Source organism: Actinophytocola sp. (genome assembly GCF_035762905.1).
Classification (GTDB): Bacteria; Actinomycetota; Actinomycetes; order Mycobacteriales; family Pseudonocardiaceae; genus DASYTH01.
Genome location: NZ_DASUCC010000096.1, coordinates 54,577 through 71,152, shown reverse-complemented (window position 1 = coordinate 71,152; position 16,576 = coordinate 54,577). Strand labels below are relative to the sequence as shown.

Below are 16,576 nucleotides of genomic sequence, written 5' to 3'. Positions count from 1 at the left end.
CATTCGTCGTAATCCTCGGCCGCACCCGGCAGCCGGACGCGACAGGTCGGGGCTGGTCAGGGCCAGACGGTCAGAATGACCAGACCGCATGCCTCCGTGGTGTCTTCGAGGTTGGCGGCCTGATAACAAGAGGCCCCGAAGGCGGTCCACGGAAGGAACGGCACCGGGAGGCCGGTGTCGAAGAAGAACCACTCGAAGAACGGAAGCCCGAGCGGTGTGGTGTCAACGGCCCAGAGCGGGGACTCCACGATGGCCGCGCTGTTGACGATCAGACATGCGGCGTTCGGGAAATCCGTTACCCCGGCTTGGAAACCCGCACCGAGGAACGGGCCGAAGCTGTCGATGAACAACGGGTTGGGTACGACGGCGACCGGACAGTCGACCGCAGCCACCGCGGTCGGATCGGCCGCACGGTAACCGGCCGGCACCGTGAACAGATCCGCGGCGAGCGAGACTCCGGTGCGGATGTCGGTGTAGGTCTTCTCGTACCGGGCGCCGGCCGCGTCCACGACCTGGGTCCGCACGGCGAGTTGAATGTCCCTGGCCAGCCAGGTCGTGACCTCCGACGCGATCGGTTTCGCGTTGTCCCGGTTGAGCGTCACCGTGCGCGCGCTGCCCTCGGCCCGCACTCCGCCGACCGTGGCCGTGCCAAGGCTGCGCGGCGCCGAGCTGAGCTGCTGCCGCTGCACCGTGGCCGGGCTCGCCTGGCCCGCGTCCGGCCGCTGCGCGCCGGCCGACCTGGTGAACACCCCGGTCTTGGTGTCGAGCCGCACCGTCGTCTTCGCGACCGGATCGGTGATCGTCACCGTCGATCCGCTCTCCAGCCGGGTCCGGCCCTGGCCGTCCCGGTACAGCTTGTTCGTCTCCTGCGTGGTCTGTGGCCGGCCGTCCGGCCCGGCCACCGAGCGGCTGATCCGCTCGACCGCGCTGAGCGCGACGATGGAGCTCTGCTCCGGTCGCGCCCGATCCGCGCCGGTGTGCCCATCCGGACCGGCTACGGCCGAAACCGGCGCGGCGATCAGGATCCCTGCCATCCCGATCGCGAGCGTCGCGCCCAGTATTCCTCGTCTCATCAGACCCCTCCTCGTGGTCAGCGACGCCCCCAACCGTCGGCGGGAGCACTGGACGGTGACTGACCGCAACCCTTTCGACAAAATCTCACCGAGGTGTACAGTGCGCGGTGAATTTCCGACCACAGGGGGTTGTGATGTCCGCACGCCGCAGCGTCATCGCCGGCCTCGCCGCCGGGTCGCTCGTCGCCGGCCTGCTCGCCGCCGCCGCACCCGCGGTCGCCGCCGCCGGGCCGACCACGTTGCCCGCCGGCCAGTACCGGCTCACCGCGAACTACAACCAGTTCGACGCGCTGAACACCGCGCTCGTCTCGATTCTGGGAACCGCGGCGGTGCACACCGTGATGGACAACGCCAACCACGACCGGACCGCGCTCCCGTCGTCGTTCTCCGTCGGCGGACTGGTCGGCGGTTTCCGGTTCGACGGCACGGACAACTCCGACTGCAAGAACTTCCCGCAGGGCATCACGACCAGCCGCGACGCGGTGGGGACGGCCAACGGCGGCAACTACGACGGCCACCAGCTCGTCCTGGTCAGCTGGTACACCAGGGACGCGTGCGGCGGCAGCCAGGAACGCAGCCGGATCACGCTGGTCGACTGGGACGCCACGTATCCCAACAAGTACCGCAAGATCCTGCTCGTCGAACCGACCGGGACCGCGGCCGCCCCGAACTTCAAGGACATCCCGATCCACGCCGGCGGCGTCTCGTGGTACGGCGACTACCTCTACGTCGCCGACACCGGGCGCGGCATGCGGGTCTTCGACATGCGCAAGATCCTGCGGACGAACACCGGCGGCACCGCCGACCAGATCGGCCGCCAGTCACCCACCGTCTACTACGCCCACAACTACGCCTACGTCCTGCCCCAGATCGGCACGATCACCTCGAGCACCACCTCGGGCACCAACCTCGCCTGGTCGACCATCTCCCTGGACCGGGTCAGCCGCTCGATCGTCATGACCGAGTACACCTGCCAGTCGGGCTGCACCGCCTACCCCAACCGCGCCCCGCGCGCCATCCGCTACCCGTTCGCCGCCGGCGTGACCACGTTCGCCGCGACGACGACCGCCACCCAGGCCCTCCAGCTCCCCTGGTACAACCTCAACGGCGTCGCCTCGCACAACGGCCGCTGGTGGTACATGTCCTCCGGCCAGCGCCAGCTCTACTACTGGACCCCCACCGCCGGCCCGACCACCTACTCCTGGGTCAGCGCAGGCGAAAGCATCTCCTACTGGGAAGACACCACCAACCCCGACCTGCTCTGGACCCTCCAGGAAGGCACCGGCAACCGCAACGTCTTCGCCGTCGAACAAGCCAGCTACGACGGCTGACCCGGCGGTATATGAGTGAAGACCTTCGCCGTGGCCGGGCTGCCGGTGCCGGCAACCCGGCCGGCGGGGTGACGCCGACGGATCGCAGGACCCCGCCTCAATACCTGACGATGGGCGGCCTGGGCTTCTTGCTCGAGCTGGAGTGTCAGCTCAGGCTACTCGCCGACCATGACGGCCGTTGAGGTAGTGGTACGGGTCCGCGGGTCTGGCAAAGATGGCGCTCCCGTCTCCGGTCAAACCCCGACCGGATCTGGCGCCAAGAACGAAGCCGGCTTGACTACCGGCATACGAGATGCTCTCGACAAGCCGACCATACCCCACCTCGGCCGGATCCAGCCCCGGCCGACCGGACTCGACAGAATCTACCGGCAGACTCCCGCCCGACCGGGTACTGTGGTTACCATCTCCATCGGGGCTACGGACCATCCGTCCGGGCGCAGACCCGTGCTGCTGTCTTCAGTCGCACCGGGACGTACTTCGACCCCAAGCCATGTTCCTGGAAAGCTCAGGCATCGGCACCCACTACCAACGAGGAGACTCGCCATTACCACAGCCACGCCACTGGGCGGCCCGACCGTCGCAAGCATCGAGTTCAGCCATCCCACCATCCACACGTCGCCCGACCGGCCCGAGCAGACCACCGACGCCAAGCCGGCCAGGCAGACCCTGTTCCGCGAGCCGTCGAGCCGCGGGACCGAGACCCGCTCCACCGACTGAACGCCAGGTCTCCGGCTCGTCGGCACACGGCCGGTTGCTTCCTCAGTCGGCACGAAATCATGCGACCGCAACGGGTTGCGGTCACTCTGCCTTGATTCGGTAGATCAGCTCGCCCGCTTTCCTCGCCTGGGGGCTGTCCGGGCCGAACCGGTTCGTCCATTCGTCGTGGGTGACGGCGAACTGCTCGGCGGCCAGGTCGAGTCTGCCCGCGGCTCGCGCGCTCAGCCCGAGTCGATAGCCGGTGGCAACGGTGTGCGGATGGTGTTCGCCGAGCACCCGGATGCTGTCGGCGAGCAGCTGGGTGAACAGCTCGATCGCGCGCACCGGGTCGCCGGCGTTGCTCGTCCACACCGCGATCTGGAAGCGGGTGCTGAGCACGCCCGGGTGGCCCGGGCCCTTGACCCGGATCCGATCCGCGAGCTGTGCCGCGAACAGTTCCACCGCGCGGGCCCGATCGCCCTGTCGACCTGTCCAGCTGGCGTGCATGTGCCGCGCTCTCAGCGTCTGGCGATGATCGGACCCGTTCGGCGAACATCCGCTCGGCGAGCTCGGGTTCGCCGGTCCGCTGGCTGAACCGGGCGAGCATTCCGCGCAACGGCAAGGTTCCCGGGTCATCGGTGGCCATGCCGGTCAGCGCCTCGGTGACGAGTGCGACCGCGCGCGCCGGCTCCTCGCCGGAACCGATCACCTCGGCCAGCGCGGCGGTCGCGCCGGGTACCTCCGCGCCCGCGGCCTTGCCGAACGCCACCCGCGCCAGCGCGGGCGGCGAGGTAGTGCTCGGCGAGCAGCGTGACCGGCACCGGATCGGCGAGCCCGAACACGTCGGTCAGGCGCAACGCGGCACGCACCCGCCGGTCCGTCGATCGGCTCGCCCGGTCCAGTTCCGGCGCGCTCCACCGGCGCGGCAGCGGGATCTCGGTAGCCAACCGCAACACCTCGCGCGCGGTGCGCCACCCGGCTCACCCTCGAGCCCGGCCCCGTGCCGCGATCCGAACCTGGTCCAGCCACACCACACAGTGCCGCCGGTCGGTGACGGTCTCCACCATGGCCCGCACGGACTCGCGCGGCACGGGCGCGACCAAGCGGCGGTCGGGCAGCACGCGCCGCACCGACTCGTAGGCGAGGCGGGTCTTCCGCGCGGTGGATTCACCGCTGAGCAACACGAACCCACCGGCCCGCACGGCGTCGTCCACCCGGCCGTCGATGTCGCGGCCCACGTACGCGGGCACCTGCCCGGCACCGTCCAACTGATCCCGCAACCCGGCCTTGACCTCCGCACTGCGATCGACCAGCGCCCGCCGCGTGCCCCGAGCACCCCGAGCACGGCCGTCACCACCCGGTAACCGCTCCGGCCACGCGATCGGCCAGCAGATGACCGGCAAGCACCCCCATCGCCGCACCGACAACGGCGGCCCCCCATGGATCGACCCTCCAGCCGACCGCACCGTAACGGCATGCGTTGCCGATCAAGCTTCGGCGGCGGCGGCACGGACCGCACCGAATGTCAAGCCGGGGCATTACCGATGTTTTACGGGTGGGCCGCATCGTCGGACGTGCGCCGTTCGCGGCTGGTGTTGGCTCGCAACGGATGGGGTGACCGGGTGTTGGCATCGTGCGCAGCGCCGTTGGTTGGGCGTGCGGGGTGCGTCGAGGCGATATCCAGCGCGCTGGACTGGGTGGCGGCGGGCCGGTTCGGGGTGGTGGAGGTCTCCGGCGAGGCCGGCATCGGGAAGACCAGGCTGCTGACCGAGGCCGGCAGCCTGGCCGGCGCCTCGGGGTTCCTTGTCGGACGCGGGCATGCGACCCAGTTCGAGCAGGAGGTGCCGCTCGCACTGTTCGTCAACGCGCTGCGGGCGATCGGGTTCGACGTGCTGACCGGAACCGCCACCCAGCCGGGGGACCGGGTGCGGGACTACGTGCGGGTGCGCCGAAGACTCATGGACAGCGCCGGCACCGGCGTGGCCCTGGTACTCGACGACCTGCACTGGGCCGATCACCCGTCGCTGGAGCTGACCGAGTACCTGATCCGCAATCCACCGCCGGCGCCGGTGTTGCTGGTACTCGCGTTCCGCAGCGCGCGAACACCGGTCCGGATCGTCGATGCGATCACCCGGGCCGGGCCCGGCACGTGGCGGATCCACCTCGACCCGCTCCGCGAGGCGGATCTGCGGCTCCTCGTTCCGGGCGTCTCCCGGCGCCGGCGCGGACTGCTGCTGCGGGCCAGCCACGGCAACCCGCTCTACCTGCAGATGCTGACCCGGCTGCGCGACACGGCGCTCATCGAGCTGGTCCGCGACGGCGGCGACCGGGGCGCGGTCTGGGCCGACGAGTCGACCCGGCAGATCCTGCACACGCTGGTGGCGGACCTGGCGGTGCTGCCCGACTCGTGCAAACGGGTGGCGCACGCGGTCGCGGTCATCGGCGATCACGCGACCGTCGACCTGGTCGCGCAGGTGGCGCAGCTGCCGGCGCCGGCCGTCGCGGACGCGCTGGATCAGCTCTGCGGCATGGGGCTCGGCGACATGGACGGCGCCTGGTTCCGGTTCCACCACCCGTTGATCCGGGCCGCGGCGCACGACGCGGCCGGTCCGGCCTGGCGGACCGGCGCGCACACCCGCGCCGCGGAGTACCTGCGTGCGCACGACAGTCCGGTGCCGCTGATCGCGCACCACGTGGAACGGTCGGCCCGGTACGGCGACGAGGCCGCGGCCGCGCTCCTGCTCGACGCCGGGGAGTCGGTGGTGTACCGGGCACCGGGGACGGCGGTGCGCTGGCTCGGCACCGCACTGCGCATCCTGGCCCCGACCAGTCGGCTGCTCGAGGCGCGGCCCGCCGCCGTGCTGCACTACGCGCGCGCCCTCGGGCTCGCCGGCGAGTTGGATCGCAGTTGGACGGTGGTGCAGGAACTGCTGCGGGACGGTCATCCGCTGCGGGCGCAGGCGGCGGCGTTCGGTCTGGTGATCGCCCGGCTGCGCGGCGACCTGGATACCGCCTCGGCCCTGCTGGACGCGGAGTTGCTCCAGGCCCGGGATCCGATGGTGGAGGGGAAGCTGCGGATCCAGCTCGCCGCGCTCGGCTCGTTGCGGGAGCACGCGGCGGCCGTCCGGAAGCACACCCGCCGGGCCCTTGAGCTGCTCGACGGCCACCGGCCCGCGCTGTGCGCCGCCGCGCGGGCGTTGCAGGCATGGGCCGAGTTCTCCGACGGACACGCGGACCTCGCCCGGATCCGCGCCCGGCAGGCCGCGCACCTGGTCTCCGCGGTCAGCGACGTGACCCTGCGCCCGCACGTCGAACTCCTGGGCCCGCTGGCCTGGATCCAGACCCGGCTGGGCGATTTCACCTCCGCCGGCCGGCACCTTGAGCGGGCCTACGAGGTGGTCGACCAGGCGGGGCAGAGCAGCGCGCTGCCGTACCTGCTCGTCGTGGACGGGATGTTGCAGACCCGGTTGGGACAGCTGCCCGCCGCACTCGACCTGCTCGAGCAGGCCGGGCTCGCCGCGGACCAGATCGGCAGCGCCGAGATCCGCGCGATGGCCGACGCCGTGCGGATCCTGCCGTTGCTGTGGACCGCGGGTCCGGCCGCGGCCATCGCCGTCGCCAACCGGCTCGACGCCGCGGGCCGGCCGCGTTCGCGTACCTGGTGGCGGGTCGGGCTGGTGCACCTCGCCGTCGCCCATGTCGCCGCGGGCGATCCGCAGCGCTGCCTCGACCTGCTGACCGGCGAACGGGTGCGGTGGCCGGCCGACCCGGCGGCCACGGTGATCCGCCTGGTCCTGATGGCACACGCGCTTGCCGGTCGCGGTGGCGTCGGGGCCGCCGGCGCGGTGGCGCAGGACGCGGAGCGCATCGCGCTGTCCGCCGGCCTGGACTACGAGGTCGGGCTGGCGGTGCACGCGCAGGGTTACGTCGCGACCCAGGCCGGCCGGCACGACGAGGCCGGGGCACTGGCGACGCGGTCGGCGGCCACGTTCGCCGTGGTGTCCGCGCCGATCGAGCAGGCCCGCGCACACCATCTGGCCGCGGTCGCGTTCGCCCGGGCCGGTCTGGCCGAACGCAGCCACGAGGAGTTCGGCCGGGCCAGTTCCGGCTACACCTCCTGTGCCGCGAACTGGCTGCTGTCGACGATCACCAGCGACCGGCGCCGGCACGCCGCCCAACTGTCCCGCCGGGGCCGGACGCCGCACCGCACGGACGACGTGTTGACCTCGCGCGAGCGGCAGGTCGCCGACCTGGTCGCGGCCGGGCTCAGCAACCAGGAGATCGCCGAGCGGCTGTTCGTCAGCCACCGGACCGTCGAGTCGCACCTGTCCCGCATCTTCCCGAAGCTCGACGTCCGGTCCCGCACCGCGCTGGCCCGGCGCCTCAACGGGTGACCGATCGGTGGCGGCCTGTCATGCTTAGGTGGTTCCACGGATGCTGACCACTCGGCGATGAGGGCAAACTTCGACAGTCGCCCAACAGCACATTTATGTGAACCGTGGCCACCAGCTACGCCGAATGAGGGACACGGGTCCGCGAGCGGCTCGCGGAACCACCATTGCGGAAACGACTCGAGCGAGCAGGGGGTTTGCGATGAATTCGATGCATGTGCGGGAAAATCGTGCGGTGGATCCGTGCATAGCCGAAAAGACGGCGTCCTTACCGATGCCGGCGCCGAGATCGTCGACGACCGGCTGGCGCGTGCTGGTCGTGGCGAACGCCTCGGCCGAGGCGGAATCGCTCGCCTCGGGTATTCGCCGGCATGGCCACGAGGTCATCACCGCCGACACGGGCATTGCGGCGCTGCGCGCGCACGACGACTCCGACCTGGTGCTGCTCGACTTCGAACTGCCTGATCTGGACGGCCTCGAGGTGTGCCGGGCGATCCGCTCGGCCAGCGAGGTCCCGATCATCGCCGTCACCGCCCGGGACGGCGAGCTTGATCTCATCCTCGCGCTGCAGGCCGGCGCGGACGACTTCGTCGTCAAGCCATACGGTTTCCGGGCGCTGCTGGCCCGCATGGCCGCGGTGATGCGCCGGGCCGGGCCGCGATCCGGCGCGCCCAAGGTGCTGGTCCGCGGCCGGCTGCGGATCGACCCGACCTCCCGCACGGTGACCGTGGACGACCGGGTCGTCGAGTTGACCCGCAAGGAGTTCGACCTGCTGCACCTGCTCGCCGCGCACCCGGACATGGTGATCCCGCGGGAACGGCTCATCCGGCAGGTGTGGGGCGACTCCTGGTCCCGCCGGACCCTGGACACCCATGTCAGCAGCGTCCGCGGCAAGCTGGGCGCCAGCAGTTGGATCATCACCGCCCGCGGCGTTGGCTTCCGGTTCGGGCACGGCTGACCTTTCGCTGACGTCCACCTGACCGGTTCCTGACCATTCCGACAGAATTCAGCCGCGAGATCTGACGTACTCCTGAAACCGCGCTTCTTGTATTCTCCAGCGCGATTACAGCAAGCTTGTAGGCATGCACAGCACGTTGATCGTGGCTCGAATGGATGACACTTCCCGCTCGGCGGTCGCCCGATTGTTCGCCGACTTCGACGCCACCGAGATGCCCCAACTGATGGGTACCCGAAATCGTCAGCTGTTCACTTACCGGGGCTTGTACTTCCACGTGCAGACATTTGACACCGACAATGGCGTGGAACGGATCGAACGGGCCAAGACCGATCCCCGCTTCGTGCGCATCAGCAACGACCTGAAGCCGTTCATCGAGGCGTACGACCCGGCGACCTGGCGGTCGCCGGCCGATGCGATGGCCACCCGGTTCTACCACTGGGCGGCGTCGGCATGACCGGCCGCCGAGTCGCCGTCACCGGCATCGAGGTGCTCGCTCCCGGCGGCGTGGGCGCGAAGCGGTTCTGGACCCGCCTGAGCGAGGGCCGGCCGGCGACCCGGCGGATCACCTTCTTCGATCCGCTGCCGTTCCGGTCGCAGGTCGCGGCCGAGATCGACTTCGATCCCGCGGAACACGGGCTCGGCCCGCAGGAGGTGCGGCGGATGGACCGCGCCGCCCAGTTCGCCGTCGTGGCCGCGCGCGGTGCGGTCGCCGACAGCGGCATCGATCCCGGTTCGTTCGACCCGCACCGCATCGCGGTCAGCATCGGCAGTGCGGTGGGCGCGACGATGGCGCTCGACCGGGAGTACGGGGTCGTCAGCGACGGCGGCCGGCTCGATCTCGTCGACCACCGGTACGCGGTCCCGCATCTGTACGACTACCTCGTGCCCAGCTCGTTCGCCGCGGAGGTGGCCTGGGCGGTCGGCGCCGAGGGACCGAGCACCGTGGTGTCCACCGGCTGCACCTCCGGCATCGACTCGGTCGGGTACGGCATGGAGCTGATCCGCGAGGGCTCGGCCGACGTGGTCGTGGCCGGCGCCACCGACGCCCCGATCTCGCCGATCACCGCCGCCTGCTTCGACGCCATCAAGGCGACCACACCCCGGCACGATCACCCGGAGCGGGCATCCCGGCCGTTCGACGCCACCCGCGACGGCTTCGTGCTCGGCGAGGGCGCGGCGGTGCTCGTCCTGGAGGAGCTGGACCACGCGTGCCGGCGCGATGCCCACGTCTACGCCGAGTTGGCCGGGTACGCGACCCGCGGCAACGCCTACCACATGACCGGTCTGCGGCCCGACGGCGCGGAGCTGGCCGAGGCGATCCGGGCCGCGCTCGCCGAGGCCAGGCTGAACCCGGCGGACGTCGACTACGTCAACGCGCACGGCTCGGGCACCAGGCAGAACGACCGGCACGAGACGGCCGCGTTCAAGCGGAGCCTCGGCCGGCGGGCCTACCAGGTCCCGGTGAGCTCGATCAAGTCGATGATCGGACACTCGCTCGGCGCGATCGGTGCCATCGAGATCGCCGCGTCCGCGCTTGCCATGGAGCACAACGTGGTTCCGCCGACGGCGAACCTGCACACCCCCGACCCGGAATGCGACCTGGACTACGTGCCGCTCGTCGCGCGGGACCACCGGGTCGACGCGGTTCTCACGGTGGGCAGCGGGTTCGGCGGGTTTCAGAGCGCCATGGTGCTCGCCCGCCCGCACCGGAACAAACCATGAGCGGGCCGGCGGTGTCTGGACCGAGGAGCAGCGCAGGGCGCGAGGAACGAGCGACCGAGCAGCGCACGAGGGAAGGCACCGCACCACGGCCCGCTCCCGCGAGCGGAGCGAGCCGAAAGAACACCGTGGTGGTGACTGGAATCGGTGTGGCCGCGCCGAACGGGCTCGGCGTTCGGGAGTTCTGGTCGGCGACCCGGGGCGGCCGCAGCGGGATCGGCCGCATCACCCGGTTCGACCCGGCGCGGTATCCGGCCCGGCTCGCGGGGGAGATCCGCGGCTTCGAGGCCGACGACCACCTGCCGAGCCGGTTGCTGCCGCAGACCGACCGGATGACCCGGCTCGCGCTGGTCGCCGCGGACTGGGCGCTCGCCGACGCCGGCATCCGCCCGAGGGATCTGCCCGGGTTCGGCATGGGCGTGGTGACCGCGAGCTCGTCCGGGGGTTTCGAGTTCGGCCAGGGCGAGCTGCGCAAACTGTGGGCCCTCGGTCCTGGCCACGTCAGCGCCTACCAGTCGTTCGCCTGGTTCTACGCGGTCAACACCGGCCAGATCTCCATCCGCAACGGGATGAAGGGGCCGAGCGGCGTGCTGGTCGGCGATCAGGCCGGCGGTCTCGACGCGGTGATGCAGGCCCGCCGGCAGATCCGCAAGGGCACCCGAATGATGCTCTGCGGCGCGGTGGACGCGTCGTTGTGCCCATGGGGCTGGGTGGCGCAGCTGTCCTCCCGCCGGCTCAGCACCAGCGACGACCCGACCCGCGCGTATCTGCCGTTCGACCGCGACGCGCGGGGACATGTGCCGGGTGAGGGCGGAGCGATCCTCGTCCTTGAGGCGGCCGAGGACGCCCGCGGCCGGTGCGCTCGCAGCTACGGCGAGCTCGCCGGGTACGGCTCGACCTTCGACCCGAAACCGGACAGCGGCCGGGAACCCGGGTTGCACCGGGCGATCGAGCTGGCGCTGGCCGACGCCGGTGTTCGGCCGGACGAGATCGACGTGGTGTTCGCGGATGCCGCGGCGATCCCCGAGTCCGACAGTGTGGAGGCCGAGGCGATCGGCGCGGTGTTCGGCGCCCGCGGCGTGCCGGTCACCGCGCCCAAGACGATGACCGGCCGGCTGTACTCGGGCGCCGGGCCGCTCGACCTGGCGGCCGCGCTGCTGGCCATCGCGGAGGGCCTGATCCCACCGACGGTGCACGTGGCGGCGGCCCCCGAGTACGAGCTGGACATCGTGTCGGCGCCCCGCCCCGCCGACCTGCGCGCCGCGCTGGTGCTGGCCCGCGGTCACGGGGGTTTCAACTCCGCGGTCGTCGTGCGCGCACCGCGATCCGAACCCGACCCGAAGGGAGACCGATGACCGACACGTTCACGGTGGCCGACCTCAAACGGATGCTGCTGGCCTGCGCCGGTGCCGACGAAGGGGTGGACCTGGACGGCGACATCCTGGACCGGCGGTTCGACGAGCTGGGCTACGAGTCGCTGGCCGTCCTGGAGACCGGCCGCCTGATCGAGCGGGAGCTCGGCATCACGCTGCCCGACGCCGCGCTCACCGAGTCCGACACGCCGCGCGCGTTGATCGACGCGGTCAACGCGCGGCTGAGCCGGAACGGAGCCGAACATGCCGCACCAGCATGACAAGCGGGTCGCCCTGGTCACCGGGGGAACCAGTGGGATCGGCCTGGCCACCGCGCGGCTGCTGGCCGTTCGGGGCCACCGGGTGTTTCTCGGCGCCCGCACCGCCGAGGACGTGGCCGCGACGGTCAAGCGGATGCGCGCGGAGCGGCTCGACGTCGACGGCGCGGCCGTCGACGTGCGGTCCACCGAGGCGGTCACGGCCTTCGTCGGCGCGGCGGTGGACCGCTTCGACGGGATCGACGTGCTGGTGAACAACGCCGGGCGCAGCGGCGGCGGGGTGACCGCCGATCTTGCCGAGGACCTCTGGCTCGATGTCGTCGAGACCAACCTGAACAGCGTCTTCCGGGTCACGCACGCGGTGCTCAACACCGGCGGGATGCGGCACAAGGACCGCGGGCGCATCGTCAACATCGCGTCCACCGCGGGAAAGCAGGGCGTCGTGCTCGGCGCGCCCTACTCGGCGTCCAAACACGGCGTGGTCGGTTTCACCAAGGCGCTCGGCAACGAGCTGGCACCGACCGGCATCACGGTCAACGCGGTCTGCCCGGGTTACGTCGAAACACCGATGGCGCAACGGGTTCGGCAGGGTTACGCCGCCGCGTACGGCAGCACCGAGGAGGAGATCCTGGCCAGGTTCCAGGCCAAGATCCCGCTCGGCCGCTACTGCACCCCGGACGAGGTGGCCGGGCTGGTGGGCTACCTGGTCAGCGATGCCGCCGCCGCGATCACCGCGCAGGCACTGAACGTCTGCGGCGGGTTGGGCAACTTCTGAGCCGATCGGCTTGCGCGACAAGGAGGATCAGCATGACGCGGCAGGACCTGCGGGAAGTACAGCACGAGGTCACGGTGGCCGCTCCGGGCGCCGCGGTGTTCCGCCTGCTCGCCGAGGTGGGGAACTGGCCGCGGATCTTCCCCCCGACGGTCTACGTCGAGGCGCTCGAGCGCGGGCACGACCAGGAACGGATCCGGATCTGGGCCACCGCCAACGGAACGGTGAAGAACTGGACGTCCGTTCGCCGGCTCGACCCGGCGGACCTGCGCATCGAGTTCCACCAGGAGGTCACCGCACCACCGGTGGCCGCGATGAGCGGCACGTGGGTGGTCGAGCCACTCGGCGAAGGCCGGTCGAGGGTCCGGCTGCTGCACCACTACCGGGCGGTGGACGACGATCCGGACAGTCTGCGGTGGATCGACGAGGCCGTCGACCGCAACTCCAGGTCGGAGCTCGCCGCGCTGCGGACGAACCTCGAACTGGCCCACGGATCCGCGGAGCTGACCTTCTCCTTCGTCGACACGGTCCGGGTGGCCGGACCGGCCTCCGCCGTCTACGAGTTCGTGGCGGCGGCCGACCGCTGGCCGGAGCGGCTGCCGCACGTGGCAAGCGTCCGGCTCGACGAGGAGTCGCCCGGGGTGCAGTGCCTGGAGATGGACACTCTTGCCCCGGACGGCTCGGTGCACACCACCAGGTCCTACCGGGTGTGCTTCCCGCACCACCGGATCGCGTACAAACAGGTGGTTCTGCCGGCCCTGCTGACCATGCACACCGGCTACTGGACGTTCACCGATGGCGCGGACGGGACGACCGCCGCGTCGCAGCACACCGTCGTGCTCAATGCCGAGAACATCCCGCGGATCCTCGGCACCGACGCGACCGTCGCCGACGCCCGGGACTACGTGCGCAACGCGCTGAGCGCCAACAGCCGCGCCACGTTGGGCTACGCCAAGGACTTCGTCGAGAGCCGGCGATGACGGTGCACACCGTGATCGTCGTTGGCGCGGGTCCGGTCGGGCTCATGCTCGCCGGGGAGCTTCGCCTCGGCGGCGCGGACGTGGTCGTGCTGGAGCGACGGACCGGGCCGGTCACCGAGTCGCGCGCGTCCACCCTGCACGCCAGGACGATGGAGATCCTGGACAGCCGCGGCCTGCTCGACCGGCTGGGCGAGCCGCCGGTCGAGCCGCGCGGTCACTTCGGCGGGATCGGCTTCGACCTGACTCAATGGAAGGTCCCGCAGACCAGGACGGAGGAGCTGCTGCGGGCGTGGGCGACCGGCCTCGGCGCGGACCTCCGCTCCGGCCACGAGGTGGTCGATCTGTCCGTAGTGGACGATCAGGTCGAGGTGCGGGCAATCGGACCGGGCGGCCCGGTGCCGGTGCGGGGCCGGTACCTCGTCGGGTGCGACGGCGAGCGGAGCACGGTGCGCCGGCTGGTCGACCCCGAGTTCCCGGGCGAGGACGCGGGCCGCGAGCTGCTGCGCGCCGACGTCGCCGGGATCGACGTGCCGAACCGGCGGTTCGAGCGCCTGGCCGCCGGGTTGGCCATCGCGGCCCGCCGTCCCGACGGCGTCACCCGGATCATGGTGCACGAGTACGGCGCGACCGCCGGGCCCCGCACCACGGAGCCCACGTTCGACGAGCTGGCCGACGCCTGGAAGCGGGTCACCGGAGAGGACATCCGCAGCGGGATACCGTTGTGGGTCAACGCGTTCGGCGACGCGAACCGGTTGCTCGCCGGCTACCGGCACGGCCGGATCCTGTTCGCCGGGGATGCGGCGCACCGGCAGCTGCCGATCGGCGGGCAGGCCCTCAACCTGGGCCTGCAGGACGCGGTGAACCTCGGCTGGAAGCTCGCCCTGGTGGCCCGCGGCGCCGCCCCCGACGAACTGCTGGACAGCTACCACGCCGAGCGGCATGCGGTGGCCCGGCGGGTGCTGGCCAACATCCGGACCCAGGCCGCCCTGCTGCTCGGCGGCCCGGAGGTCGAGCCGGTCCGCGCGATCCTCGGCGAGCTGATCGCACTCGACGAGGTGCGCGCCCACCTGGCCGGCATGATCTCGGGCACGGACATCCGGTACGACGTCGGCGACGGGGAACATCCCCTGCTGGGACTGCGGATGCCGTCTTTGTTACTGACCACTGTGGACGGTTCGACGCGGATCGCGGCGCTGCTGCGGCGCGGCCGAGGCGTGCTGCTGGACCTGTCCGGCGACGGCGCGGCGCTGTCGGTGATCGCGGCGCCGTGGGCGGACCGGGTGGACACGGTCGCGGCAGTCGCCGACGGCGCTGGGCTCCCGGATTCGATGCTCATCCGGCCGGACGGCCACATCGTGTGGGTCGGCCCCCGCCACGGCCCGGAAACCGCCCTGCGGCGCTGGTTCGGCCGGCCGGGACGGAACAGCCTGGGAGGCGCGACATGAAGGGCATCATCCTGGCCGGCGGCAACGGAACCCGGCTGTACCCGAGCACACTCGGCGTGTCGAAGCAGATGCTTCCGGTCTACGACAAACCGATGATCTACTACCCGCTTTCCGTGCTGATGCTGGCCGGCATCACCGACATCCTGGTCATCTCCTCGCCGGAGCACCTGCGCGGTTTCGAGAACCTGCTCGGTGACGGCTCGGCGCTCGGTCTGTCCATCGGCTACGCGGAGCAGGACAAGCCGCGCGGTCTGGCGCACGCGTTCATCGTGGGCGCCGAGCACATCGGTGCCGACCCGGTGGCCCTTGTGCTCGGCGACAACATCTTTCACGGGCACGGGCTCGGCGGCCTGCTCCGGCGGAACGTGGCGGATCTCGACGGCTGCGTGCTGTTCGGCTACCCGGTCCGCGATCCCGAACGCTACGGGGTGGGTGAGCTGGACGCGGCCGGGAACCTGTTGTCATTGCAGGAGAAGCCCGCTCAACCACGGTCCAACCTGGCTATCACCGGACTCTATCTCTACGACAACGACGTGGTCGACATCGCCAGGGGGCTGGAGCCATCCGACCGGGGCGAGCTGGAGATCACCGACGTGAACCTGACCTACCTGCGGCGCGGCAAGGTCCGGGTCGTCTCCCTCGGCCGCGGGTTCGCCTGGCTGGACACCGGTACGCCGGACGCCCTCACCGACGCCGGCCAGTTCGTGCAGAGCCTGGAGCACCGCCAGGGCCTGCGGATCGCGTGCATCGAGGAGATCGCCTGGCGGATGGGCTACATCGATCGTGAGGCCTGCCACCGGCTCGGCCGCCGGCTGGCCGCCTCGTCCTACGGGCAGTACGTCATGGATGTGTCAACGGCCGGCTGAAACCGGTTCAACGCAACGGAAACGGGGAAACACATGCCCTTCATCTCGCCGGACGACGGCTACCTGACCCTGTTCAACATCTTCGAGACCGCGACCGTCGAGGACCAGGACCGGGTGCTCGACGCGATGCGCGACATCGTCGACGGCGCCGACTATCCGGGCTGGATCTCCTCCACGGTGCACACCGCCGAGGATCACCCGGGCACCGCCAACTACATCCAGTGGCGCAGCCTCGCCGACCTGGAGGCACGCTACGCCGGGGAGAAGTTCAAGAAGAAGACGGTGCCGCTGTTCCAGCGGCTGTCCACCATGGTCCAGTTGCTCAAGACCGAGCTGGCGTTCGTCCAGTGCCATCCCGAGGCGGGCGCGGTCCCGGAGATCTCCGTGCAGCGGGACGACTTCACGGTGATCACCGTGCTCGGCGTCGAGCCGGCGAACCAGAAGGCACTCGTCGACGCCCTTGCGCAGCCGGAGCAGTGGCGGTTCGCCGTGCCCGGATACCGTTCGCACGCCTACTTCCGCGTGCTCGAGGGGCACGCCGTGGTCGGTTACTCCCAGTGGGACGACCGCGAGTCCTACGACCGGTTCCACGCCGTGCCGGACGACGACCTGCCGGTGGAAATCCAGAAGTCCCGCATCCGCGCGCGGTCCCTGATCACGTCGCGCACCTCGAACACCTACCGGGTCTGGCACTCCCGATCGGCGGTGAGCTGAC

At 71.0% G+C, this 16,576-nt stretch carries 15 protein-coding genes; 12 read left to right on the top strand and 3 right to left on the bottom strand.

Annotated features, from left to right (window positions below; translation table 11 throughout):
* Positions 1-56 precede the first annotated feature (56 nt).
* Positions 57-1,073: a hypothetical protein gene (locus VFV67_RS20240; protein WP_326472117.1), complete on the bottom strand. Its 1,017-nt coding sequence runs from the start codon at positions 1,071-1,073 to the stop codon at positions 57-59.
* A 134-nt stretch (positions 1,074-1,207) separates the two neighbouring features.
* Between VFV67_RS20240 and VFV67_RS20235 the strand changes: the two genes are divergently transcribed.
* Positions 1,208-2,404, top strand: coding sequence for a hypothetical protein (locus VFV67_RS20235; RefSeq protein WP_326472116.1), 1,197 nt, complete (start codon positions 1,208-1,210; stop codon positions 2,402-2,404).
* A 798-nt stretch (positions 2,405-3,202) separates the two neighbouring features.
* Here VFV67_RS20235 and VFV67_RS20230 read toward each other — a convergent pair.
* Positions 3,203-3,562 (bottom strand): tetratricopeptide repeat protein, encoded by a 360-nt coding sequence (locus tag VFV67_RS20230; RefSeq protein WP_326472115.1) that lies wholly within the window; start codon positions 3,560-3,562, stop codon positions 3,203-3,205.
* A gap of 518 nt (positions 3,563-4,080) precedes the next feature.
* Entirely contained in the window at positions 4,081-4,350 is a 270-nt protein-coding gene (locus VFV67_RS20225) for a hypothetical protein (RefSeq protein WP_326472113.1), read from the bottom strand.
* Positions 4,351-4,746: 396 nt separating this feature from the next.
* Here VFV67_RS20225 and VFV67_RS20220 point away from each other — a divergent pair, with 396 nt between their 5' ends.
* The 11 genes from VFV67_RS20220 to VFV67_RS20170 all read left to right on the top strand — a co-directional run bounded on the left by VFV67_RS20220 (position 4,747) and on the right by VFV67_RS20170 (position 16,575).
* Positions 4,747-7,494 carry a LuxR C-terminal-related transcriptional regulator gene (locus VFV67_RS20220; protein ID WP_326472112.1) on the top strand — a complete coding sequence of 916 codons (2,748 nt, stop codon included), beginning with the start codon at positions 4,747-4,749 and terminating at the stop codon, positions 7,492-7,494.
* Between the two features lie 271 nt (positions 7,495-7,765).
* Complete coding sequence (locus VFV67_RS20215) at positions 7,766-8,449, top strand: response regulator transcription factor (protein ID WP_326472111.1); 684 nt, start codon at positions 7,766-7,768, stop codon at positions 8,447-8,449.
* Positions 8,450-8,573: 124 nt separating this feature from the next.
* On the top strand, positions 8,574-8,903 hold the full coding sequence (locus tag VFV67_RS20210; protein WP_326472110.1) for a TcmI family type II polyketide cyclase: 330 nt from the start codon (positions 8,574-8,576) through the stop codon (positions 8,901-8,903).
* The gene (locus tag VFV67_RS20205; protein ID WP_326472109.1) at positions 8,900-10,171 is read left to right on the top strand and encodes a beta-ketoacyl-[acyl-carrier-protein] synthase family protein; all 1,272 of its coding nucleotides are present in this window, start codon (positions 8,900-8,902) and stop codon (positions 10,169-10,171) included. Before VFV67_RS20210 ends, VFV67_RS20205 begins: the two co-directional genes overlap by 4 nt.
* Before the next feature lie 131 nt (positions 10,172-10,302).
* On the top strand, positions 10,303-11,523 hold the full coding sequence (locus VFV67_RS20200; RefSeq protein ID WP_414636303.1) for a ketosynthase chain-length factor: 1,221 nt from the start codon (positions 10,303-10,305) through the stop codon (positions 11,521-11,523).
* Positions 11,520-11,801 carry an acyl carrier protein gene (locus tag VFV67_RS20195; protein WP_326472106.1) on the top strand — a complete coding sequence of 94 codons (282 nt, stop codon included), beginning with the start codon at positions 11,520-11,522 and terminating at the stop codon, positions 11,799-11,801. The genes VFV67_RS20200 and VFV67_RS20195 overlap by 4 nt, the downstream gene beginning before the upstream one ends.
* Positions 11,785-12,573 (top strand): 3-oxoacyl-ACP reductase FabG, encoded by a 789-nt coding sequence (fabG, locus tag VFV67_RS20190; RefSeq protein ID WP_326472104.1) that lies wholly within the window; start codon positions 11,785-11,787, stop codon positions 12,571-12,573. The genes VFV67_RS20195 and fabG overlap by 17 nt, the downstream gene beginning before the upstream one ends.
* Before the next feature lie 32 nt (positions 12,574-12,605).
* Positions 12,606-13,550, top strand: coding sequence for an aromatase/cyclase (locus VFV67_RS20185; protein ID WP_326472102.1), 945 nt, complete (start codon positions 12,606-12,608; stop codon positions 13,548-13,550).
* Positions 13,547-14,995, top strand: a complete 1,449-nt coding sequence (locus VFV67_RS20180) for an FAD-dependent monooxygenase (protein WP_326472100.1) — start codon at positions 13,547-13,549, stop codon at positions 14,993-14,995. The genes VFV67_RS20185 and VFV67_RS20180 overlap by 4 nt, the downstream gene beginning before the upstream one ends.
* On the top strand, positions 14,992-15,861 hold the full coding sequence (rfbA, locus tag VFV67_RS20175; RefSeq protein ID WP_326472098.1) for a glucose-1-phosphate thymidylyltransferase RfbA: 870 nt from the start codon (positions 14,992-14,994) through the stop codon (positions 15,859-15,861). The genes VFV67_RS20180 and rfbA overlap by 4 nt, the downstream gene beginning before the upstream one ends.
* 33 nt (positions 15,862-15,894) lie before the next feature.
* The gene (locus VFV67_RS20170) at positions 15,895-16,575 is read left to right on the top strand and encodes an antibiotic biosynthesis monooxygenase (RefSeq protein ID WP_326472097.1); all 681 of its coding nucleotides are present in this window, start codon (positions 15,895-15,897) and stop codon (positions 16,573-16,575) included.
* The last annotated feature ends 1 nt before the right edge of the window (position 16,576 follow it).